Raw genomic sequence first — 21,414 nt, forward strand, 5'->3', positions numbered from 1 at the left:
TCAGGATCCGTCCTTAACGAGTTCAATCTCTTTATAGTAGTATTTCAGAATCGCATCGTACGCATACCCTTGCTCGGCGAGGCCTTTTGCTCCGTACTGCGACAGCCCGAGGCCATGGCCGTAGCCCGTGCCGCGGATATACCACGACGCCGCGGAAGCGACGGGACGGATCGAGCCGTCCCCGCCGATGACGTTCAGCGACGCGCCTCCGGAGGAGGAAGCCTTGGCCCCGCCTGCGCCCAGCACCTGCACGGCTGCGCCGGCTTCCTTGGAGCCCGGCTGGCCGCCGCCGCCGAGCAGCGACAGCGACGCCGGCTCGATCCAGAAGCGCGTGCTCGGCAATCCGCCAAGCGCGCCGCGCAGGCTGTCCGGCGACTTGACGCCGAGCTCCTTGCCGTTGACGAGCAGCTTGGTCACGCGGCCCGAAGGTCCGCGCTCGCCGACCTCGAGGCGCGTGATCGGGCCCGAGACCGCCGAAGTCGTCTTGCCCTTCATCGCGTCCACCAGCTGCTGGCTCGTGAACGGCCCCCGGATCCAGTTCATCTCGTTGGACTGGGGCACCGTCTCGAGCACGGTCACTTTGGCTCCCGCGCCGAGCTTCTCGACCGCATCGACGCCGCTTTGGACGAGCGGGATCGGGCGCACGTTCGTATCCGCCGACTTGACGACGGCGGTCTGGGCGGCGGCGCCATTCGTGCCGGACAGCGTCACGGTGTCCGAGCGGACGAAGCCGCTCTTGCCCGACGGCGTCAGCACCCGATGCCAGGAGAGAAGGCCTTTTTCGGAGGTGTCGTCGGGGCTGTCCACGCTAGCCAGATACGGAACCGGGTTGCCCCACACCTCGGCGGGGTCCGCCGTGCGGCCGCCCGAGCTGGAGGAGAACACCGCCTCGACGGGCTTTCCTCCCGACTTCAGAACGATGCCGGCCGTCGCGTCGACCGCCTGGATCGTCGTCGCCTTTTCGGCTGACGTGCCGTTGTACGCCTGGCTGAGCGTCGTATCGACGACCTCGGCGATGCCGAAGCCGCTGCCCTGGGCGAGCGCGTAGGAACGGGCGGCGACGGCCTGCGCCTTGAGCGCCTCCGCATGCCAGGAGCCCGGCATCTCGCCGCCGACGACGGAATACAGATACTCCTCGAAATCGAGCTCGTTGATGACGGCGAGCACGCCGTTGTAGCTGCCGACTTCGACCTGACCTCTGTATGTACGTCCGTACCTCTCGGCAAGTTTCACCGGCTCGGCGCCCGCCGGACGGATGACGGCGAAGGAGCCGGACGGCGCCTGGTACAGCGGCGTCGGCGAGCCCTCCTTCTGGCTGACCGTCAGCTCCTGCCGCTTGATCAGGTAGGCGCCGGCGGAAGCCGGCGCGAGGCCGGCCGCTTCGGCGACGCCCGCCAGCTTGAGCCGGATCGCGTCGAGGCCGGCCGCTTCGGCCGCCGCCCCGACGAGCACGGAATAGGACGTGCCGCTCCCGCCCGGGCGAAGCGCCACGAACGTCTCGACGCCGGCCGCGCCGAACGCGCCGGCGGCGGCGAGCGCCTCCGCTTCGGTCGCATAGGCGGCCGTCTCCAGATGAAGCGGACCGCGCACGGCGCCGGCTCCGCCGCCGAACGTCTTGACGGTCGCGTTCTGCATCCACTTGGCGAGCGCCGTCGAAGCCGCGGAGGCGGTCGCATAAGACCCCTCCGTCACCTCATACGCCGCCATGCCTGCGCGGGACGTCTTTTCCAGCACCGGATTGCCTCCGGCTGACTTGACCGCCTTGGCCACGGCCAGCGCCGCCGAGAAGTCGGCGCTTTGGCCCAGCAGCGCCGAATAACCTTCGGCCATCGCCCGCAGCTCGACGCCTCCCGGAACGGCGTCCAGCAGCCCCGTCTCGCCGTTTTTCTTGACGGCCAGACGCAGCCCGCCCGCCGAGCTCAGCGTAGCGGCAGGCGTCGACAGCGTGTATTTGTTCGGAACCGTGATGAAGATGCCGACCCGGATGGCGCGCCCTGCCTCTCCGTCAGCCATCGCCGCGGAAGGAAGGCATAGGCTTGCCGCCAGCGCGGCCGGACCGAGCCAGGCCGCCGCTTTATATGCTCTCGATCGCTTCATTGGGTCTCCTTTCGATGGTCGCATTCCGCTTCATGTCCGTCGCCGCCCCCGTCGCTTCCGCGCCCCGAAGGCATGGCGCAGTCCGCGCCGCAGCCGTTCGAGACGCGGCCGAACCAGGCGTAGCGGCGGGCCGCGACGTACCGGTAGAGCGCATCGGCGAGCGGCCGCATGCCCGGCAGCCGGTACAGCCAGGCGATGCGGCCGAAGCCGCGCACGGAGCGCAGCGCCCGCACGACCGCAGCGCTGCCGGCGTAGACGGCGCCGTCGCTTGCGACCGCGTGGATCTTCTCCAGCAGCTGCCCGGAGGCGGGAGGCGCTCCGCGGAACAGCTGCTGCAGCTCGTCCTCCGTCAGCTCCTGCACGGCCGCGTATCGGATCGGCTCGCTTGGCTTGAGTGCCTGAAGACGATCCGCCGCTCCTTGGCAGAGACGGCAGCCGCCGTCGTAAAGCACCGTCAGCCCTGCGGCATCCGCCCCGCCGCGCCGCCGCTCTCCCGCCGCGCCAGCGGCGCCGGACCGGCCTCTCATGGCGCTACTCCGGCACCGGCAAGCCGAGATGCCGGTAGGCGAGCGGCGTCGCCACGCGCCCGCGCGGCGTGCGCTGCAGGAAGCCGATCTGCATCAGATACGGCTCGTACACATCCTCGATCGTCTGGCTTTCCTCGCCGATCGTCGCCGCCAGCGTGTCGAGCCCGACCGGGCCGCCGCGATAATGGGAGATCATCGCCTGCAGCAGCTTGTGGTCGATGCGGTCGAGTCCGAGCGGATCGACGGCGATGAGCGACAGCGCCAGCTCCGCGAGCTCGCTCGTGATGATGCCGTCGCCGCGCACCTGCGCGAAGTCGCGCACCCGCTTGAGCAGCCGGTTGGCGATGCGCGGCGTGCCGCGCGAGCGCAGCGCGATCTCATGCGCCGCTTCGCCGACCATGCGCACGTCCAGAATCTCGGCCGAGCGCGAGATGATGAACGCCAGCTCGTCCGTGCCGTAATACTCCAGCCGGCTGACGACGCCGAAGCGGTCGCGCAGCGGCGCGCTGAGCAGGCCGGCGCGGGTCGTCGCGCCGATCAGCGTGAACGGAGGCAGGTCGAGCCGCACGGAGCGCGCGCTCGGGCCTTTGCCGATCATGATGTCGAGGCAGAAGTCCTCCATCGCCGGATAGAGCACTTCCTCGACCGAGCGGTTCAGCCGGTGGATCTCGTCGATGAACAGCACGTCGTTCTCCTGCAGGTTCGTCAGCAGCGCGGCAAGGTCGCCCGGACGCTCGATCGCCGGACCCGACGTCGTGCGCAGGCTGACGCCGAGCTCGTTGGCGATGATGTTCGACAGCGTCGTCTTGCCGAGGCCCGGAGGGCCGTACAGCAGCACGTGGTCGAGCGCTTCCTTGCGCAGCTTGGCCGCCTCGATGAACACCTTAAGGTTGTCCTTCACCTGGGACTGGCCGATATATTCGTTCAGATAGCGGGGGCGCAGGCTGTACTCCACCGCCTGGTCCTCCATCATCAGATTGGCGGAAATGATGCGATCATCCTCCATCTGCTCCCCTCCTCCTGCGCGCTCAGCCCTTGAACAGCTGCTGCAGCGCGCGCTTCATGAGCGCGTCGACGGTCTCGCCGGGCAGCTGGGCGCCGCCCATGCCGGCCCAGGCGCGATCGAGCTCCGCCGCCGTATAGCCGAGCGCGGCGAGCGCCTCGCGCGCCTCGGTCCATGCCTCGCTGCCGGCTCCGGCGACCGTGCCGCCGCCGGAGGCTTCCGCCTCCCACTGCAGCTCGACCGTCTGCACGGCGAGCTGGAGCTTGTCCTTGAGGTCGAGGATCATGCGCTGCGCCGTCTTCTTGCCGATGCCCGGCAGCCGCGTCAGGAAGCTCAGGTCCTCGCGGTGGATCGCGGCGACGACCGCCTCCGGCCGCCCTCCGGCGAGGATGCCGACGGCGACGCGCGGCCCGATGCCGGACACCTCCAGCAGCTGCCGGAACAGCGCCTGCTCCTCGCGCGTCTGGAAGCCGAACAGCTGGGCGGCGTCCTCGCGCACATGATGGTGGCAGTACACCGTCACCGCCTCCTCGCTGCGCGCGAAGGCATACGGGTTGGGCGTGTACACGCGGTATCCGATATCGCGGACGTCGATGACGACGGAGTCGGCATCGACCTGGGCGACGCGACCCTTCACATAATCGATCATCTTCGGCGCACCTCGTTCAATTTGGTCTGGAGGACGGAAAAATGCGCATGGCAGACCGCGACTGCGAGCGCGTCCGCCACGTCGTCCGGCTTGGGAATTTTGGCGAGGCGCAGGAACATCCGCACCATCTCCTGCACCTGGCGCTTCTCGGCCTTGCCGTAGCCGACGACGGCCTGCTTGACCTGCATCGGCGTATATTCGCTGATCGGCAAGCCGCGCTGCGCGGCGGCGAGCAGGATGACGCCCCTCGCCTCGCCGACCGTGAACGCCGTCGTGACGTTGCGGTTGAAGAACAGCTTTTCTACCGCCACGCAGTCGGGCTTGTATGTATCCATGAGCGACGAGGCGGACTCGTACACCTGCTTGAGCCGCAGCTCGTGCGGCGTCCCGGCCTCGGTCTCGATCGAGCCGTACTGCACCGGCGCCAGCTTGCTCCCGTCCTTGTCGATGAAGCCGAACCCGGCGATGGCGATGCCCGGGTCAATCCCTAAAATGCGCACCCGCGCCACTCCCTGCCGTCATTTCTGAAAAAAGAAAAAACCCCGATGCCCGGGGTACAGACTCTATCAGTATAGCAAAATAACTCTCTCATGAGAACAAGCGTTTCTCAGAGGAGCTGGCGGAGCCGGCAAAAAGCCCCTGTCTCCGACGGGAGATCAGGGGCTGGCGAAGCCTTGCGGGAAAAGACGCGGAGCGGCAAGGAAAGCCGCCCCGGGGTACGTATGCCCGCGCAAGCGGTCAATACGTCTGATGCATGGCGCCCTGGCTGACGCCGACCGCGAAGTCGCCGTAGCTCGAGAGCACGCTGTTGTATTCGTCCTTGTCCTCCACCCGGATGCCGCCGAACAGGCGGTCAAGCTCCTCCTTCGGCAGCGAGCTTTCCATATGCTGCAGATCGAGCTGATAGAAGGTCTTGATGACCTTCTCCTCCTCCGGCGGTCCTTCGAAAAGGGTGAGGCTGCCGTCGGCGTCCACGCCGAACGTGGCGCTTCGGCGGCATGCGTCCGACAGATCGTCGATCCATTCCGTCAGCAGCACCTCGCCGCTATCGACCGTAGCGGTCAGCCGGGGCTGCTCCAGCAGCAGCCGATGCACTTCTTCCGCCTCCAGCCGGCCGAGCGGCTGCGTCTCGACGCCGCATAAATATACTTTCCGCAGCACGACGGGAGCGGCCTCGCGGCCTCGAAGGAAAGCGGCCGCCCCTTGATCCGGTTCCATCGCGCCGGCTCCGCCATCCGCCGGCTCGGCCGTCCGGGCAGGCTGAGCCGCCGCGGCTGCAGGCTGAGGCGCGGCGGCGGCCGAAGCAGGCGGATAGCCGGCGAGCAGCAGCGCCGCGCCGGTCGCGGCGCAGGCGAGGCGAAGCGGCAGGCGGCGCAGAAGGTTCCAATTCCGTTTGGGCCACAGGCGGAACAGCTTGAGCATGACATCCTTCACCCTTTCCGGCGCGTTTGCCGTTAGGATGAGCGGATGCTGGAGGAATTATGCATGCATATCCGCCAGGGCGTGTTTACAACCTCCGAAGGAAGCAGGGGGCAAAAAGGCGGGGATAGATGCCCCTGAGCGGGGGTGCAAACAGGACCTAGGGCTAGCGGCGGTTGATCCACGGCCGGCTGCCCTTGGACTGGCGCACGGTCGGCCTTGCCGCCGAACGGATGACCGCCTTTTTGGCCGGCTTGCGCGGCGACGCCGTGCCGGTCTTGGCCGGCTTCGAAGGCCCTTTGACCGTCAGCCCTCCCGCCGCCGCGGCGGCAGCGGGCTCGGCTTCGCCGGCCTCCTGCTCGCGCTCCCCGCATCCGCAGGGCTGCGCCTGAACCGGACTCAGCTGCGCCGGAGCGGCGGCCGCGGGCTGGCCGTAGCCGCCCGCATGCAGTCCGGCGGTGGCGCCGGGCCAGGACGGCTGCGCATAGCCCGCTGCCGCTCCGGCAGCCATCGGCGCGCCGTAGCCGCCCTGCCCGGCGGAGGCGGGCAGCGCCGCCTCCGGCTGCCAGGTGCCGCTGCCTCCGTAGCTGTAGGAGCCGCTGAGGCCGGGGGCCCACGGCGCGGCGCCTTGCTCCGCAGCCGCCGGATAACCGGCGGCCGCTCCGGCCATTGGCTGGGCCGGATAGCCGCCGTAGCCGCCGTAACCGCCGGCATAGCCTTGGCCGCCATAAACCGATGCATACGGATCGCCGTACATCGGCTGGCCGCCCCAAGGAGCGGCGGCAGGCGAGATGCCGGCCGGCCAGCCGCCCGGCTGGCCATAGCCGTCTGCGGCGCCGGCGGCGAACGGCTCGTAAGGAGCGTAAGGCGATCCGTAGCCCGCGCTCTCCGCCCCGAGAACGCCGGAGCCGTAGCCGCCATAGCCGTGGCCAGGGCCGAATGCCGACTCGGCCGCGGCCAACGGCGACGGTCCGCCGTGGCCGGCGTATCCGCCATGGACCGGCTCCGACGAGGCGATCGGCGAAGCGCCATAGCCGCCGTAGCCGACTTGGCCGCTAGGGCTGCCATAGCCGCCGTAGTTTCCTTGGCTGCCGAAACCGCCGTAACCGGAGCCATAGCCGCCCTCTCCCGCGCCCGCGACAAGCCCCGGAACTTCCTGCGAATAGCCCGAGCCGTAAGGGCCGTATCCGCCGTAGCCCGCTCCCGCCGCACCGGCGACCGAGCCCGGAAGCTGCGGCATCTGATAGAGCGGAGCGAAGGCTTCCGTCGCCGGAATTTTCTCCTGCAGGAACGGATGCGCCGCCTCGTTCATTTCCCCGGCCGCGTGGCTATGGCCATAGCCGGATTGGGCTGGAGCGGCGGCGGAAAGCGGCGATGGAGCATAGTCCTTGTGCTCGGAGCCGTACGAACCGTAGGAAGGCTTCTCGACGACGGCCACGACCAGCTCCTCCGTCTGCACGACCGGAGGCGGCGTGACGGGCTCCGCCTGGACCTCCGTCTTTTTCTCGGCTGCCGGCTCAGGGACCGGCGTTTCCTTCGGCGCCGTATTCTTCTTGCCGCCCTCGCCGGATTCCGGCTCCGCCTTGTGCTGCGCGGTGAGCGGCGATGAGGACGGCTTCGGAATATGGACCGTATCGCCTTCCTTGAGCTCGGCCGGATCCACGATTTGCGGATTGGCCTTGATCAGCTCCTGCAGCGAGACGCCCCAAGCCTTCGCCAGCTTCCACAGCGTATCGCCGATCTTCGCCTTGTACTTGTGGATCAGCTCCGGCGCTCCCGGCTTGCTCGCCGATGCCGGCACCTTGACCTTCGTGCCGATCAGGATGTTATGAGGATTCGTCAAGGTCGGATTGAGCTTCTGCAGCTCTTCTACGCTCACCCCGTATTTCTGGCCGATCAGGTACAGCGTGTCGCCCTTCTTCACGATATGGATCTTCACTTTGCCGACTCCCTCCTCTTCGCATGCTTGCGAATGCGGCGGCTGCCCGCCCATCTGCCCGTCGTTACATCGTATGCAGCGACTAGGCATCTGCCACCCTTTTCCGCAAAATAATCCAAGCCCCGCGCGCATTGCAAAAAAAAGAGCGCTCCGTCGGAGCGCCTGAACGGCGAAGCGAAAGCTACTCTTCCTCGTCTTTCTTTTTGCCTGGCTCCGGCTCGAAGCCGAAGCTGACCTTCCGCGGCAGCTGCCGCCCTTCCGCTTGAAACTTTGCATAGGCTTCCCGGATGTCGGGCACCGCTTGCCGAACCGTCAGGAGAAAGCCGCGCAGCATGCCCGCCAGCGCCTCCAGCCGCTCCTCCTCCCATCCGTCCCAATCGCCGCTTGCCAGCTCCGGCACCTCTCCGATCCATGACCTTCCCGCCGTCTGACGCCACTTCTCCCGCTCCTGCTCCGTCATCGACCCGTAGAGGCTGTCGATCTCCGCGATCCGATCGCTGCGCTTGTCCATCTCTTCCTCTCCTCCTGCCGTTGTGATCGTTGGAATAAAAAAAGCGCCCGACCAGCTCCTCAGGCCGAATGGACGCTTTCTCTTGTCGAATAACGCTTCAAGCGCGGCTCTCCGCCGCCGCTTGCGCCAGCTCCGGAGCGGTGCTGCCGAAGCTCGGATACGAGCCGAGCACCCGCACCTGGCAGCCGATCGCCTCGATCTCCTGCAGCGCGGCGGGCAGCAGCACCGTGTCGAGCGCCATCTCGATGTCGATGACGAAATGGTACGTGCCGAGACGCTTTTTGGTCGGACGCGACTCGATGCGCGCCAGGTTGATGCGCCGCCAGGCGAACGCCGACAGCACCTGGTGCAGCGCGCCCGGGAAGTCTTCCGGCAGCGTGACGAGGATCGACGTCTTGCGCACCGGCGACTCCCGCAGCTCGAACGGCTCGCGGCCGACGAGCAGGAAGCGGGTGTAGTTGTTGTCGTGGTCCGTCACGCCGGGGCGGATGACGTCGAGCCCGTAATGGGCCGCGGCGAGCGTAAGGCCGATCGCCGCCCAGCCTTTGCCGGGATTCTCGCTGACGATCTTGACCGCCTCGGCCGTGCTGCTCACATGCTCCCACTCGGCATGCTGCAGGTTCGCCCGCAGGAAGCTGTGGCATTGCGCCATCGCGACCGGATGGCTCAGCACGCGCACGATGCGGCCGTACTCCGGCTCGCCGTCCTCGCCGCACAGCTCGCCGCGATGGCCGATCAGCTGCTGGCGGGACGGGTAGATCCATTCCGCCTGGATCGGCAGGTCGACCTCGTGCAGCAGCCAGTCCATATGCAGGTTGACCGAGCCCTCGATCGTATTCTCGATCGGGATGACGCTGTAGTCCGTCCGGCCTTCTACCGTAGAAAGGAATACGTCGGAAATCATCGGGCAGTAAACGCGCTCCGCGCCGTCCTCGCCGCAGAGGCTGCGGGCAGCCTCGTCGGAGGTGGAGACGACGGGAAGCAGGGCGACTTTCATCATGCTTCGGAATCTCCTTTGCTATGGCCTTGCGGCGCCAGCCAAGGCGCCAGATGCTCGTCCAGCACGACGGGACCTTCCAGGTCCGGCTCCAGCCGGATCAGGTCGGCCTCGATGCCCGCCGCCGCCAGCGTGCCGAGCAGGAACGTCTCCAGCTCCGCCAGGCGCGGGCTCTCCCGGTCGACGAGCGCGAGCAGCGTCGGGCCCGCTCCGCTGAGCGCGGCGCCGAGCGCGCCGTGCTCGGCCGCGCCGGCCAGCACCTCGGCCATGCCGGGAATGAGCGGGGCGCGGTACGGCTGATGCAGCTTGTCCTGCATCGCCCGCGCGATCAGCTCGAGCCGGCCCGACGCCAGCGCCGCCACGAGGAGGGAGCTGCGGCCGACGTTGAATACGGCATCCTTCATCGGCAGCTGCGTCGGCAGCGCATGCCGGGCTTTTTCGGTGGCGAGCTCGAAGCGCGGAATCGCTGCGATCGCGGCCAGCCGCTCGGGCGGGTCCAGACGGACGAGATCGGCGCGGCTGCCGTCCCAGGCGGCGGCGATGAGGCCGCCGTAAAGCGAGGCGCCGACGTTGTCGGGATGCCCCTCGAGGCGGGTCGCCAGCTGCAGCAGGCCGTCCCGGTCGAACGGGCGCCCCGCCAGCTCGTTGGCCGCGGCCAGCGCGCCGACGATCGCGCTCGCGCTGCTGCCGAGGCCGCGCGTCAGCGGGATGTCGCTGCTCATGTCGATGTCGAGCTCCGGCACGGGCAGTCCCGCTTCCTCATGCAGCAGCGCCGCGACCTTGTAGAGCAGGTTGCTCTTGTCGGTCGGGATCCCGTCCAGTCCGCCGCCATGCAGCCGGATCGACGTGCGCTCGGAGACGCCCATCCCGACCCAGGCATGCAGCGAGAGAGCCATGCCGAGGCTGTCGAAGCCCGGTCCCAGATTGGCCGTGCTGGCCGGGACGCGCACCAGCACGCGGGTCATGCCCATCAGCCCTCCACCCGGTAGACGCTTTTAACCTTCTGGATGACGTCGAGCGTCTCGAAGGCGTCTACGACCTTGTTCATGGCCGCCTTGCTGGCGTTATGGGTGATGACGATGATTTCCGCCTCCTTCAGCTCCGGGTTCGGCTGCTGGATGACCGATTCGAGGCTCACCTCGTACTCCGCGAACACCTGGGTGATGCGGGCGAGCACGCCGGCGCGGTCCGCTACATGCAGCCGGAGGAAATACTTCGAGCTGATCTGCTCGTCGCTTTTCAGCACGCGCTCCTTGAAGGAGCTCGCTCCGCCAAGGCCGTTCACGCCGATCTTGAGGTTTTTCACGACGGCGACGAGATCGGCGACGATCGACGTCGCCGTCGGCAGCTCGCCGGCCCCGGCACCGTAGAACATCGTCTCCCCGACCGCCTCGCCATGCACGTAAACCGCGTTGAACACGCCGTTCACCGAAGCGATCGGATGGCTCGCCTTGACCATCGTCGGCTGCACGCTGACGCTGATCGACTCGCCCTGGCGCTCGGCGATGCCGAGCAGCTTGACCTCGTAGCCGAGCCGCTTGGCGTAGGCGATGTCCTCCTTGCCGACGGACGAGATGCCTTTGACGGATACGTCCTCCAGGCCGACCTCGCAGCGGAAGCCGAGGCGGGAGAGGATCGTCATCTTGCGCGCCGCGTCCAGCCCCTCCACGTCGGAGGTCGGGTCGGCCTCGGCGTAGCCGAGCTCCTGCGCTTCCTTGAGGACGTCCGCGTACGAGGCGCCTTCCTGGCTCATCTTGGTGAGGATGTAGTTCGTCGTGCCGTTGACGATGCCCATGATCTTCGTGATGCGGTCCGAGGAGAAGCCCTCGATCAGCGTGCGGATGATCGGGATGCCGCCGGCGACGCTCGCTTCATAGAACACGTCGCAGCGGTTCTCGCTCGCCGTGGCGAGCAGCTCGCGGCCATGCAGCGCCATCAGGTCCTTGTTGGCCGTGACGACATGCTTGCCGAGCGACAGCGCCTCCAGCAAATATTCCTTGGTGCGCTCGATGCCGCCCATCACCTCGACGATGACGTCGATGTCGGGGTTGCGGATGATCTCCCACGCATCGGTCGTCAGCTTCGCGGCGTCGACGTCGATGCTGCGGGACTTGTCGACGTTCTGCACGAGCACTTTCTCGATGACGATCGGCGAGCCGACCTGGCTCATCAGATCCTCCTGATGGCGCTCCACGATCCGCACGACGCCCGTCCCTACCGTTCCAAGGCCAAGCAGGCCGACTTTGACTGGTTTCATCCTTCATCATCTCCCGTATTCCATATGTTCCGCTGCTCAACCCTGTCCGATGACGGAGGCGCGCTTGACGCCATTCTGGAGCCGCAGCTCGTCGAGAAAGGCGAAGCGGTCCTCCTTCATCGGCGCCGTATCCACCGACAGGACGACATTGGCGTAGCCCTGCAGCGGGATGCTCTGGTGGATCGTCAGCACGTTGCCGCCTCGCGACGCGACGAGTCCAAGCACATGGGACAGAATGCCGGAGCGATGCTCCAGATCGATCGAGATCGTGATGATCGACCCCCGCTCCAGCTCGCCCAGCGTCAGCACGCCTTCCCGGTACTTGTAAAAGGCGCTGCGGGACAAGCCCGCCCGCTCCACCGCTTCGTGGATCGTCGCCGCCTCGCCGCGGCCGAGCATCTCCTTGACCGCGATCGTCTTGACGATCGCCTCCGGCAGCAGGTCTTCGCGAACGACATAGTATCGCTCCGTCAAGCTGGCGTCCTCCTACCATAGACAGTTGTTTTCATATAGTGGACATTATACCGGATGCCCGTCGATGACAGCAACCTTTTTTCTATGCAGCTTCCGTTGAGATTGTTCTTGATAGAGTAATTTTGTACATTATAACGCACTTCTCTCTGGAAAAGAAACAAAAACAACGCCCGCGAGGGCGTTGCATCGGCGCCGTCTCATACGAGCGCGCAGAAGACCGCAAAATCGCGGAACTTATAGACGACATCCGCATCGGCGAAGCCCGCCTCCCGCAGCCAGGCGAGCTGCTCCGAGGCTTTGGCGTTGATGTCCGTCTCCCGTCGCTTGACCGAGGCGTCGGCCGCTTCCTTGCGGATGCGCCCGTCGTAGATCTCCTCGAGCCACAGCTCGCGGTAGATCGCATCGAAGACAGGAGACTCGGCCGCCGCCTGGTCCGCGTTCACGAACCGGCCCCCCGCAGCCAGGCTGCCTCGGACATGCCGGAACAGCCTCCGCTTCGCCTCATGAGGCAGATGATGGATCGCCAGCGAGGAGACAACGAGGTCGAACGGCCCTTTCGGCAAGCCGTCCGCCATGTCGCCTTCCGCGAAGCGGACTCCGTCGTCCGCGGCGAACCGCTCGCGCGCCTTGCCCAGCATGGACGGGCTGAAGTCCATCAGCGTCAGCTCCGCGGACGGATACGCTTGCCGCAGCATCGCCGAGAACAGCCCCGTTCCCGCCCCGAGCTCCAGGATGCGCGGCTTTTCGGCATCGGTGCGCGCCGACTTCAAGGCGCTGCCGTAAAAGTCGTCGTAGCAGGGAATGAGCACCCTGCGCTCCTCGTCGTACCGGGCTGCCGCCAGCTCGAACTGCTCCTTCACCTTTTCGTCCATCTCCGCTTCGCCTCTTCCCTTTGGAATGGGTTCAGCTTAACACGGAACGTTATTATTTTGAAATATAGAATATGGATTAATATATTGTCTTTATCTATAATCAGTAAGGGCCTGACCTCCAGCCCAGCGCGGGCACCCGAGCGTCGCTATTGCTCGATCGTCCGATAGGACCGAAGCGATTCTGCGGCTCAGGCGATTCCGTATGATCGTCCATCCAGCCGTCGAGCGCGAAGCCAATAAAAAAGCGGCCCCCGCCGGGGGCCGCTGCTTTGAAGCTGCCGGTCCAAGCCCGCCAAGCGGACCATAGACAGAAGCAAGCTTTGTTCATTCAGGAGAATAGTCGCTGCCCTCGAAGAACTCGAAGGTGAACTCGCCGATGCGCACCGTGTCGCCGTCCTTGGCTCCGATCTTGCGCAGGGCGCTGTCCACGCCCATGCGCCGCAGCATGCGGGCGAAGCGCATGACCGCATCGTAGGAGTTGAGATGGATGCGCTTGATCTGACGCTCGAACGATTCGCTCTCGACGACGAAGTAGTCGTTCTCCTTGTAGACGCGGAACGGCGTTTCTTCCTTCTCGGAATGACGGAAGATCTTGCGCTCCTCGACTCCCTTGACCTCTTCGAGCTCCGGCGCTTCGGGGATGGCCTCGAGCGTCGCCGCCGCCTTGTAAAGCAGCTCCTGGATGCCTTCCTTGGTCAGCGAGGAGATCGGCATGATCTCGTATTCCCGCTCCTCAGCGCGCTCGGCGAGCTGCTCGCGGAACCGCTCGAGGTTGGCCTCCGAATCCGGCATGTCCATCTTGTTGGCGGCGATGATTTGCGGGCGCTCCGCCAGCTTGGCGTTGTAGAGCACGAGCTCCTCGTTGATCTTGAGCCAGTCCTCGAACGGATCGCGGCCCTCGGAGCCGGACATGTCCACGACATGCACGATGACGCGAGTCCGCTCGATGTGGCGCAGGAACTCGTGGCCGAGGCCGACGCCTTCATGCGCGCCCTCGATCAGGCCGGGCAGATCCGCCATGACGAAGCTGCGGCCCTCTTCGACGTCGACGACGCCGAGGTTCGGCGTGATCGTCGTGAAGTGATAGGCGCCGATCTTCGGCTTGGCCGCCGAGACGATCGACAGCAGCGTCGACTTGCCGACGCTCGGGAAGCCGACGAGGCCGACGTCCGCCATCACCTTGAGCTCCAGTACGAGCCAGCGCTCCTGGCCTTCCTCGCCTTTTTCGGCGATCTCAGGCGCAGGATTGCTGATCGTGGCGAAGCGCGGGTTGCCGCGTCCGCCGCGTCCGCCCTTGGCGACGACGACTTCCTGGCCGTGGCGGGTCAGGTCGCCGACGATCTCGCCGGTGTCGTCATCGATGATGATCGTGCCCGGAGGGATGCGGACGATCATGTCCTCCGCCCTTGCTCCGTGCATCGTCTTCGGACGGCCCCTCTCGCCGCGGTCGCCTTTGAAATGCTTTTGGTAGCGGAAATCCATCAGCGTGCGCAGGCCTTCGTCCACGCGGAAGATGACGTTCGCGCCGCGTCCTCCGTCGCCGCCGGCAGGACCGCCTTCGGGAACGTACTTTTCCCGGCGGAACGAGACGATGCCGTCTCCTCCGTCGCCGCCTTTGACAAATATTTTGGCTTTATCGACAAACATGATTCAGTTCCTCCATCTATGCGCAGAGCGGTGCCTTCAGCAGAACATGGCGATGCTGCTTCAGACTGTCTGCCTGCAGCGGCGTTCCGCGCAGGCGCTGCTCCAATTTTTCCACGAGTTCAGCGTCGTCCATCAGCTCGCCGGCAAACTCCAGCTCCACTAAAAGCTCGCCGCTGCCGCGAGAAAGCCTCAGCTGCAGCCGGGCCGGATCGCCTCCGCCCGGCTTGATGCTGAAGCGATAGGCGTTGATGACTTCAATGATCGCTTCTCCGGCCCCGTCGCATCCTTCGCTGAGCTCCTCCAGCGACAGGTTGTCCTCGATGTCGACTTCCAGCACGATCGATTGCGAGAGCGTGCGGAAGGACTGCAGGTAGGCGGTCAGCGCCGGGCAGCCAAGCTTGGAGATCTTGCTCTCGCGAAGCATCTGCTCCCGGATCCGCTCGACGGTCGCCAGCGCTCGATCCGGCTTGTTCATCCGGATATAGCCGTACAGCACCTGCAGATCGTTCATCCAGTCATGGCGATGATGGCCCAGCGTCTGGATGGAAGCCTGCTGCACCGCCGCCAGGCTTTTTTGCAGCTGCAGCCGATGCTGCTTCCTCTCCAGACGGATCCATACCGCCGCCGCAGCCGCCGTCCAAAGCAGGAACAGCAGCTGTGTCCACAGCCACGAAGGCCAAGCGGCCGCGGCAGCCGCCGGCAGCAGAACCGAGCCCGCTGCATACAGCTTGGCCGAATGATAGCGATTCATACGTCGATCCCACTTTCTGCCCGGATGATAAAAAAACCCGGCCTGCTCGTATCAGGCCGGGTCGCGTGTCTCTGGTTCTTAAGCTTCTACTGCTGCGGCTACCGGAGCCAGATCAACCGGGTATACGCTGACTTTTTTGCGGTCGCGTCCCCAACGCTCGAACTTGACCACGCCGTCGATCAGTGCGAACAGCGTATCATCTTTGCCGATGCCTACGTTGTTGCCCGGGTGGATCTTCGTGCCGCGCTGGCGGAACAGGATGTTCCCTGCCGTTACGGTCTGTCCATCCGCACGCTTCGCGCCCAGACGCTTCGATTGGCTGTCGCGTCCGTTCTTCGTGGAGCCGACACCCTTTTTGGATGCGAACAATTGAAGATTCAGTTTCAACATGACGGAGTCCTCCCTTCTTACTTGAGTTGTTCTTTGAGGGCCACATGGGCGCTGTAGGAATCCGCGATTCCTTCCAGCATGACCTTCATGGATTCCAGGAGCAGCTGCATCCGGGCATCCGCCTCGGAGTCGGCCAGCTCCGGAATATCCGACTGGAGCCATCCATTTTTCATGCTTGCCGGAAGCTCGGCTCCCGCAAGCACTTCGATAGCATTAACGGTGCCCACCGTGACGGCGGATACACCTGCGCATACGATATCTTTGCCCGCTTTGGCATACCGCGCATGCCCCTCTACGGAGAAAGCGACGATACGCCGGTCATCGGACCGCCGGGTGAAGGTAACGACAATCATGGCCCTGAGCTTACGCTTGGATGCTTTCGATCGTTACTTTCGTGTACGGCTGGCGATGGCCTTGCTTGCGGCGGTAGTTCTTTTTCGGCTTGTACTTGTAGACCGTGATCTTTTGGCCGCGGCCGTGCTTCTCGATCTTGCCGGAAACCGTTGCTCCCGCAACGACCGGGGAACCGGTCACGAGACCTCCGTCCTTGGATACGGCCAGGACGCGATCAAACGTCACGCTCTCGCCTTCGCCGGCGTTCAGCTTCTCGATGTAGAGCACATCGCCTTGCTGGACTTTGTATTGCTTGCCGCCCGTTTCAATAATTGCGAACATGGATGGTGCACCTCCTTGTAGTCGAAGACTCGCCACGATCGGGTGACGGACGCGCGGGGCGCGGCCGAGGCTTGGAAAACCCGTCCTGTGCGGTACCATGATGCCTCATCCGAGACATACACCAAGACATTGTATCATAGGCGAAAAGCCCGATCAAGCTATTTCGTCGAGTCGTCGCGCCGCTTTTCCGGCGCGCGGTGTCCGCTGCCGCCGCAGCAGCCGCAGAGCGGGAACAGCTGGGCGCCGACGCTGCGGCGGGCTTTGCGGCGGGTGATCTCGAGCAGGCCGAGCCGGGTCCAGCCATGGATCTGGCACTTGCTGCGGTCCTCTCGCGAAGCTTTTTCCAGCTCCTGCCGGACCCGCTCGCGATTGGCCCCCTCCTCCATGTCGATGAAGTCGACGACGACGATGCCCCCGACATCGCGCAGCCGCAGCAGCCGGGATATTTCCCGCGCAGCCTCCATGTTCGTATGGAATACGGTGTCCTCGAGCCCGCTCGATCCGGTGAATTTGCCGGTATTGACGTCGATGACCGTAAGCGCCTCGGTCTGCTCCCAGACGAGGTAGCCCCCGCTCGGCAGCCAGATGCGGGTCGCGAACGCGGCCTGCAGCTGGGCGGTCACGCCGAAGCGGTCGAACAGCGGCTTGCGCTCCAGCTCGCGGTCGTACAGCCGCAGCTGCCGCTCGCTGCCGGGAGCGAGCTCCCGCAGCAGCTGCTGCGCCTCGGCGAAGCGGGTCCGGTCGTCGACCAGCACCTCCATGCCGGCGGCGTAGCTGTCGCGGAAGACGCGGCGCATGAGCCCGGCCTCAAGCATGACCGGCTCGGCCGGCCTGGCCTCGCGGGCCCGCCGCTCGACCTCCTCCCATTGCCGCCGCAGCTGCGCCAGATCTCCCTGCAGCGACTCCTCGCTCTCGCCGGCCGCCACCGTGCGCATGATGACGCCTTCGCCGCTGCGGCGAAAGCCTTCTCCGATGCCGCGCAGCCGCGCCCGCTCGCTTTCGGAGGCGATCTTCTTGGAGACGCCGACGTAATCCGCGCCGGGCATGTAGACGAGCCAGCGTCCCGGCAAGGAGTAATGCGTCGTCACGCGCGCGCCCTTGCCGCCGATCGGCTCCTTGATGACCTGCACGAGCAGCTCCTGCCCGGGCCGCGCCAGCTCCGCGATCGACGGCTTGTCCGCCTGCCTGGCGGCTGCCGGATGGAGCAGCTCGTCGATGTAGAGAAAGGCGTTTTTGGCCAGTCCGATATCGACAAAAGCGGCTTGCATGCCGGGAAGCACGTTGACGACCCTTCCCTTGTACAGGTTGCCGACAAGGCCGTCCTGCTGGACGGATTCCATGAAAAATTCCACGGCCCGGCCGTCCTGCAGCACAGCCGTCTGCAGCATCGCGCCGTCGCCGTGGACGAGCATCGCTTTGTTCATTGTAGCGGCACACCGCCTTCCGGTCCCAAGCCGGACCTAGTTGGCTCTTATTTTACCGCAAAAGATCCGAAACTGCACGGTCCCCCGACAAATACCCCTCGACGACCCGCTGCTCCGGAAGCACGCCGACGATCCGGCCCGGATCGTCCATCACGTAGACGAGATGGTAGTGGTCGCGGAGAAAAAGACGCGCCGTCGTCCAGATCGGGTGGCGTCCCGTCACGACGATCGGACGCGCTCTGGAGCCGGCTTGGATTCTCCTTTTCGCCGACCTGCCCCTCGTCATCAGGAAACGCATGAACAGAAACGGAATCTGCTTGCGATAGGTCCAGTTGGCGGCCAGCAGAAACAAGCCGACGGCCAGCAGGTTCGCCTGCACGCCGCCGGAGCCGCCGCGCTGGAGCTGCGGCAGGAGCGCGTAGCCGATCATGAGCAGGCTGCAGCCCATCCCCGCCCAAGCGCTGAAGCGGAGCGTGCCGTAATAGTTCATGCGCAGGCCGCAGGCGAAGCGCAGCAGACGGCCGCCGTCGAGCGGATAGATCGGCAGCAGGTTGAACGTCAGCAGGAGCAGATTGGCTTGAACAAGATAGGCAGCGAGCTGGGCGTCCATCGCCCCTCCCGCGCCGAGAGCCCATGCCGCTGCCGCCATCCAGACGTTCTGCAGCGGGCCGGCCAGGGCGATGGCCGCCTCCTCCCAGGCCGGCGCGCCGGGCTTCTCCTCCAGCTCGGCGACTCCTCCGAACGGCAGCAGCCGGATCTCGAGCACCTTCCAGCCGAAAGCGTAGGCCGCCGCCGCGTGGCCGAGCTCATGGACGAAGACGAGCACGAACAGCGTCAGCAGCTCGCCGATATAGCCGGTCAGCACCGACAGCAGCATGAGCACCGCCAGCAGCGGATGGAGGCTCCAGCGGATTCCGCCGAGCTCAATCAAGCGGAATCACGTCCGCCGGATCGATGTAGCGGTCCTGCTCCTTCACGGCAAAATAAAGCAGCGCCTCCGCGTTCCCCTCCGCCGCGGCGCCGAGACGGCCGATCGGCTCTCCGGCCGTCACCCAGTCGTTCGCCGCGACCCGCGCCTCGCCCAGCCGGCCGTAGTACGTCGTCCGTCCGCCGGCATGCTGGAGCACGACGGTCGGGCCTTTGGCGTCGTCCGCAGAGACGACGAGCACGCGCCCTTCCTCCGCCGCCAGCACGTCCGCTCCCGGCGCTCCCGAAATCTCCACGCCGCCGAGCAGCTCCGCGAACGGATGCACGATGCTGCCGCCCGCGACCGGCGCGACTGCCGCCCGCTCGGCCGGCGCCGTCGCCGGCTGCGTGCCGCCGAGCTTGCCGAAGCCGGGAAGGAAGGACGGCGGAGCGCCGAAGACGCCTTCGTACCAGCCCGCGATCGCCGACATGTCCATCGGCTCGGAAAGCGCCTCGCGCACGATCAGCTGGCCTTCGCGGGCTGCCGGGTTGTCGAGCTGGAACAGCCCCCATACTGCGCCGAACAACGCGGCGGAGACGAGCAGCCTGCGGCCGAAGCTGCGCGCGAAGCGCCCCGCGGCGCCGGGGGCGGGCCGATAGCCGCCTCCTCCGCCGGAGGCGGTTCCTCGCAGCGGACGCGGAGCGAGCCCGGTCAAGCTTCCGCCGGCCTGCTCCAGCCGCTCCCACGGATTGGCATTGTTTTTCCACTCCGCCTCCGGGTCCTTCTCCTGCGGCTGCGGCCAAGCCTCGTCCGGCCAGCCGCTGCCGAGCGGCTGCTCCCACTCCGCGGGAGCGCCCGGCCGGTACACTCTCGTTCCGTAAGGTCCGTCCGTGACCGCGCCTTTCCCGTCGCGCGGGCCGGCTGAGCGCAGCGCCTCAGGCGCCTTGCGGCTGTTCGGCCGCGCTCTCGAGCCGGCTGACTTGCCGGCAGGCGGCTGCTGGCCCGAATCCCTGAAGAGCGTCCCGCCGGAACTGCCGTCCCGCCGGGCGGACGCTTCCGCCTGCCTCGCCGCCTCCGCCTCCATCCGCTCCGTCAGCTCCCGGATGCGTTCCTGCCTGCGTTCCCGATTCGCGCTCGTCAGGCCGCGCGCCGCCTTGTCCTTTTTTTCCCGGCCGGCTTGGCCGCGCCTGTCGTTCGGATTGCCCCACATGCCCGTTCCCTCCTTCTTTCCCCCGCTCCGCTGGCAGCGGAAAGGCTTGTTCTATCTGTATGTGAGGGCTTATCCGAGTATGCGGGAGACGGAGCCGCCGGCTGCGGCAAGCATGAAAAAGCCCCCTGTGCGGGGGCTTGGCCAGCTGGTATAATTGTCCAGTACAGCTCAACTTGTGGCGGCTCCCTCCGGAAAGGAGGGATGCTATGAAAACTTTCCAAGCGATCATGGCCATGTTTGCCTTCGGCAGCTTTCTGCTGGCTCTCCTGACCTACATCGACAAACGAAAGTAACCCGCCACAGGTTGACCGCCTGACGGGTTACTCTCATGTTAGAGCAATAGGGAGGGTTCCGCCTATAGTGAGGCTGTACAGGGGAGAGCGCTGGCGGCGCTCTCTTCCTTGTTGTCTCGCTATTGGTTGCGTATCCCTCAGATACGTCTATTATACCCGAAAACGATCTTCTGTATACCGTCCGTCCGCCTCATAATGGAAAATTCTCTCTCCAGCCCGCCTCCGTCAGTTCTCCAGCTGGTACCGCTCCTGATGCGCGCGGATGCTGAACACCAGCCCCACGCACAGCATGTTGAGCAGCAGCGACGTGCCGCCATAGCTGACGAACGGCAGCGTGATGCCGGTGATCGGCATGATGCCGATCATCATCCCGACGTTCTGGAACACCTGGAACACGTACATCGAGGCGATGCCGATGATGATGAACGCCCCTCGCAAATCATAGCATTGGAAGGCGATCATGATCATCCGGTAGATGAGCAGGAAATACAGCAGCAGCAGCACCGCCGAGCCCTGGAAGCCGAACTCCTCGCCGACGACGACAAAGATCGAGTCGGAGTACGTATACGGCACGACGCCGCGCTTCTTGGAGTCGCCCTGAAGGAAGCCATCGCCGGTCAGGCCGCCGCTGCCGACGGCGATGCGGGCGTTGCGGGACTGGTACTTGGCGTCCGGGTCGGCGTTGTCGGGATCGACGAACGTGTTGATCCGCTCGTACCAGTGCGTGACGTCATGCTTCTTGGCGTACTCCTTGATCTGGTCGTTGTAGGTCGTGAACAGCGTCACGAACAGCGTCAGCGTGCCGACGACGACGGCCAGCCCGAGCAGCACATGCGTGTACTTGACGTTGCCGATCCAGAGCATGCCGAGCAGGATGACGAGGTAGATGATGGCGTTGCCGAGATCCGGCTGGATGACGACGAGCAGGAAAGGCAGTCCGGCCACGGCCGCGATCGGCATCAGGTCGCGCATGACCTGCAGCTTCTCCCCTTGCCTGCGTCCCATCAGGTAGGCGACGGCGATGATGAGCACGATCTTGCCCGCCTCGGCCGGCTGGAAGCTCAGCTCGCCGATCGTGAACCAGCCGGAGGCGCCGTTGAGCTTCGCTCCGGCGAACTTGACGGCGACGAGCAGGATGACGCCGACCCCGTAGATGACCGGCCATGCCTTGAGGACGAGCCGATAGTCGACCAGCGTCGTTACGAAAAGGACGATGAAGCCAAGAGCATAAAACACCAGCGTCTTTTTGTAATGGCTGGCAAAGTTCGCGTCCGCGTTCCCGACGCTGTAGAGCAGGATCGCGCTGATCGCCATGAAGCAGACGAGCAGCGTGAGGATGCCGACGTCCATTTTTTTGAGCTTGTTGATCACT

At 65.6% G+C, this 21,414-nt stretch carries 23 protein-coding genes; 1 reads left to right on the forward strand and 22 read right to left on the reverse strand.

Going from position 1 to position 21,414, the window contains the following annotated elements:
* The 21 genes from NYE40_RS16780 to NYE40_RS16880 all read right to left on the reverse strand — a co-directional run bounded on the left by NYE40_RS16780 (position 1) and on the right by NYE40_RS16880 (position 19,749).
* Positions 1–2,097 carry a SpoIID/LytB domain-containing protein gene (locus tag NYE40_RS16780; RefSeq protein WP_339278704.1) on the reverse strand — a complete coding sequence of 699 codons (2,097 nt, stop codon included), beginning with the start codon at positions 2,095–2,097 and terminating at the stop codon, positions 1–3.
* Positions 2,094–2,624, reverse strand: coding sequence for a DUF393 domain-containing protein (locus tag NYE40_RS16785; protein WP_339278705.1), 531 nt, complete (start codon positions 2,622–2,624; stop codon positions 2,094–2,096). The genes NYE40_RS16780 and NYE40_RS16785 overlap by 4 nt, the downstream gene beginning before the upstream one ends.
* Before the next feature lie 4 nt (positions 2,625–2,628).
* Entirely contained in the window at positions 2,629–3,630 is a 1,002-nt protein-coding gene (ruvB, locus tag NYE40_RS16790; protein WP_028597520.1) for a Holliday junction branch migration DNA helicase RuvB, read from the reverse strand.
* Positions 3,631–3,652: 22 nt separating this feature from the next.
* Positions 3,653–4,276, reverse strand: a complete 624-nt coding sequence (ruvA, locus tag NYE40_RS16795; RefSeq protein WP_153783996.1) for a Holliday junction branch migration protein RuvA — start codon at positions 4,274–4,276, stop codon at positions 3,653–3,655.
* Complete coding sequence (gene ruvC / locus NYE40_RS16800) at positions 4,273–4,776, reverse strand: crossover junction endodeoxyribonuclease RuvC (protein ID WP_028597518.1); 504 nt, start codon at positions 4,774–4,776, stop codon at positions 4,273–4,275. Before ruvC ends, ruvA begins: the two co-directional genes overlap by 4 nt.
* A 238-nt stretch (positions 4,777–5,014) precedes the next feature.
* Positions 5,015–5,698 carry a BofC C-terminal domain-containing protein gene (locus NYE40_RS16805; RefSeq protein WP_339278706.1) on the reverse strand — a complete coding sequence of 228 codons (684 nt, stop codon included), beginning with the start codon at positions 5,696–5,698 and terminating at the stop codon, positions 5,015–5,017.
* 163 nt (positions 5,699–5,861) lie between these two features.
* Positions 5,862–7,634, reverse strand: a complete 1,773-nt coding sequence (locus NYE40_RS16810) for a LysM peptidoglycan-binding domain-containing protein (protein ID WP_339278707.1) — start codon at positions 7,632–7,634, stop codon at positions 5,862–5,864.
* Positions 7,635–7,815: 181 nt separating this feature from the next.
* The gene (locus NYE40_RS16815; protein ID WP_028597517.1) at positions 7,816–8,145 is read right to left on the reverse strand and encodes a hypothetical protein; all 330 of its coding nucleotides are present in this window, start codon (positions 8,143–8,145) and stop codon (positions 7,816–7,818) included.
* Positions 8,146–8,242: 97 nt separating this feature from the next.
* Positions 8,243–9,145 (reverse strand): prephenate dehydratase, encoded by a 903-nt coding sequence (pheA, locus tag NYE40_RS16820; RefSeq protein WP_339278708.1) that lies wholly within the window; start codon positions 9,143–9,145, stop codon positions 8,243–8,245.
* Positions 9,142–10,113: a homoserine kinase gene (gene thrB / locus NYE40_RS16825; RefSeq protein WP_052332946.1), complete on the reverse strand. Its 972-nt coding sequence runs from the start codon at positions 10,111–10,113 to the stop codon at positions 9,142–9,144. The genes pheA and thrB overlap by 4 nt, the downstream gene beginning before the upstream one ends.
* Positions 10,113–11,399: a homoserine dehydrogenase gene (locus tag NYE40_RS16830; RefSeq protein WP_028597515.1), complete on the reverse strand. Its 1,287-nt coding sequence runs from the start codon at positions 11,397–11,399 to the stop codon at positions 10,113–10,115. Before NYE40_RS16830 ends, thrB begins: the two co-directional genes overlap by 1 nt.
* Positions 11,400–11,435: 36 nt before the next feature.
* Positions 11,436–11,873 carry an ACT domain-containing protein gene (locus NYE40_RS16835; RefSeq protein WP_028597514.1) on the reverse strand — a complete coding sequence of 146 codons (438 nt, stop codon included), beginning with the start codon at positions 11,871–11,873 and terminating at the stop codon, positions 11,436–11,438.
* A 197-nt stretch (positions 11,874–12,070) separates the two neighbouring features.
* Positions 12,071–12,745 carry a methyltransferase domain-containing protein gene (locus NYE40_RS16840; RefSeq protein WP_339278709.1) on the reverse strand — a complete coding sequence of 225 codons (675 nt, stop codon included), beginning with the start codon at positions 12,743–12,745 and terminating at the stop codon, positions 12,071–12,073.
* A 324-nt stretch (positions 12,746–13,069) separates the two neighbouring features.
* The gene (gene obgE / locus NYE40_RS16845) at positions 13,070–14,392 is read right to left on the reverse strand and encodes a GTPase ObgE (protein ID WP_028597512.1); all 1,323 of its coding nucleotides are present in this window, start codon (positions 14,390–14,392) and stop codon (positions 13,070–13,072) included.
* Positions 14,393–14,408: 16 nt separating this feature from the next.
* The gene (locus NYE40_RS16850) at positions 14,409–15,143 is read right to left on the reverse strand and encodes a Spo0B domain-containing protein (protein ID WP_028597511.1); all 735 of its coding nucleotides are present in this window, start codon (positions 15,141–15,143) and stop codon (positions 14,409–14,411) included.
* 78 nt (positions 15,144–15,221) lie between these two features.
* On the reverse strand, positions 15,222–15,533 hold the full coding sequence (gene rpmA / locus NYE40_RS16855; protein ID WP_028597510.1) for a 50S ribosomal protein L27: 312 nt from the start codon (positions 15,531–15,533) through the stop codon (positions 15,222–15,224).
* Positions 15,534–15,550: 17 nt separating this feature from the next.
* Positions 15,551–15,886 carry a ribosomal-processing cysteine protease Prp gene (locus tag NYE40_RS16860; RefSeq protein WP_028597509.1) on the reverse strand — a complete coding sequence of 112 codons (336 nt, stop codon included), beginning with the start codon at positions 15,884–15,886 and terminating at the stop codon, positions 15,551–15,553.
* Between the two features lie 10 nt (positions 15,887–15,896).
* The gene (gene rplU / locus NYE40_RS16865) at positions 15,897–16,208 is read right to left on the reverse strand and encodes a 50S ribosomal protein L21 (protein WP_028597508.1); all 312 of its coding nucleotides are present in this window, start codon (positions 16,206–16,208) and stop codon (positions 15,897–15,899) included.
* A gap of 158 nt (positions 16,209–16,366) precedes the next feature.
* Complete coding sequence (locus tag NYE40_RS16870) at positions 16,367–17,632, reverse strand: Rne/Rng family ribonuclease (RefSeq protein WP_339278710.1); 1,266 nt, start codon at positions 17,630–17,632, stop codon at positions 16,367–16,369.
* A gap of 52 nt (positions 17,633–17,684) precedes the next feature.
* Entirely contained in the window at positions 17,685–18,563 is an 879-nt protein-coding gene (locus NYE40_RS16875; RefSeq protein ID WP_339278711.1) for a M50 family metallopeptidase, read from the reverse strand.
* A complete protein-coding gene (locus NYE40_RS16880; RefSeq protein WP_339278712.1) occupies positions 18,556–19,749 on the reverse strand; it encodes a M23 family metallopeptidase in 1,194 nt (397 codons plus the stop codon). The genes NYE40_RS16875 and NYE40_RS16880 overlap by 8 nt, the downstream gene beginning before the upstream one ends.
* 206 nt (positions 19,750–19,955) lie before the next feature.
* Here NYE40_RS16880 and NYE40_RS16885 point away from each other — a divergent pair, with 206 nt between their 5' ends.
* Positions 19,956–20,042 carry a putative holin-like toxin gene (locus NYE40_RS16885; RefSeq protein WP_339280071.1) on the forward strand — a complete coding sequence of 29 codons (87 nt, stop codon included), beginning with the start codon at positions 19,956–19,958 and terminating at the stop codon, positions 20,040–20,042.
* Positions 20,043–20,267: 225 nt separating this feature from the next.
* Here the strand turns inward: NYE40_RS16885 and NYE40_RS16890 are convergent, their stop codons facing one another.
* Positions 20,268–21,413 (reverse strand): FtsW/RodA/SpoVE family cell cycle protein, encoded by a 1,146-nt coding sequence (locus NYE40_RS16890; protein WP_028597506.1) that lies wholly within the window; start codon positions 21,411–21,413, stop codon positions 20,268–20,270.
* Position 21,414: the final 1 nt, after the last annotated feature.

It is taken from the genome of Paenibacillus sp. FSL W8-1187, assembly GCF_037965485.1.
GTDB classification, from domain to species: Bacteria; Bacillota; Bacilli; order Paenibacillales; family Paenibacillaceae; genus Paenibacillus_O; species Paenibacillus_O pasadenensis.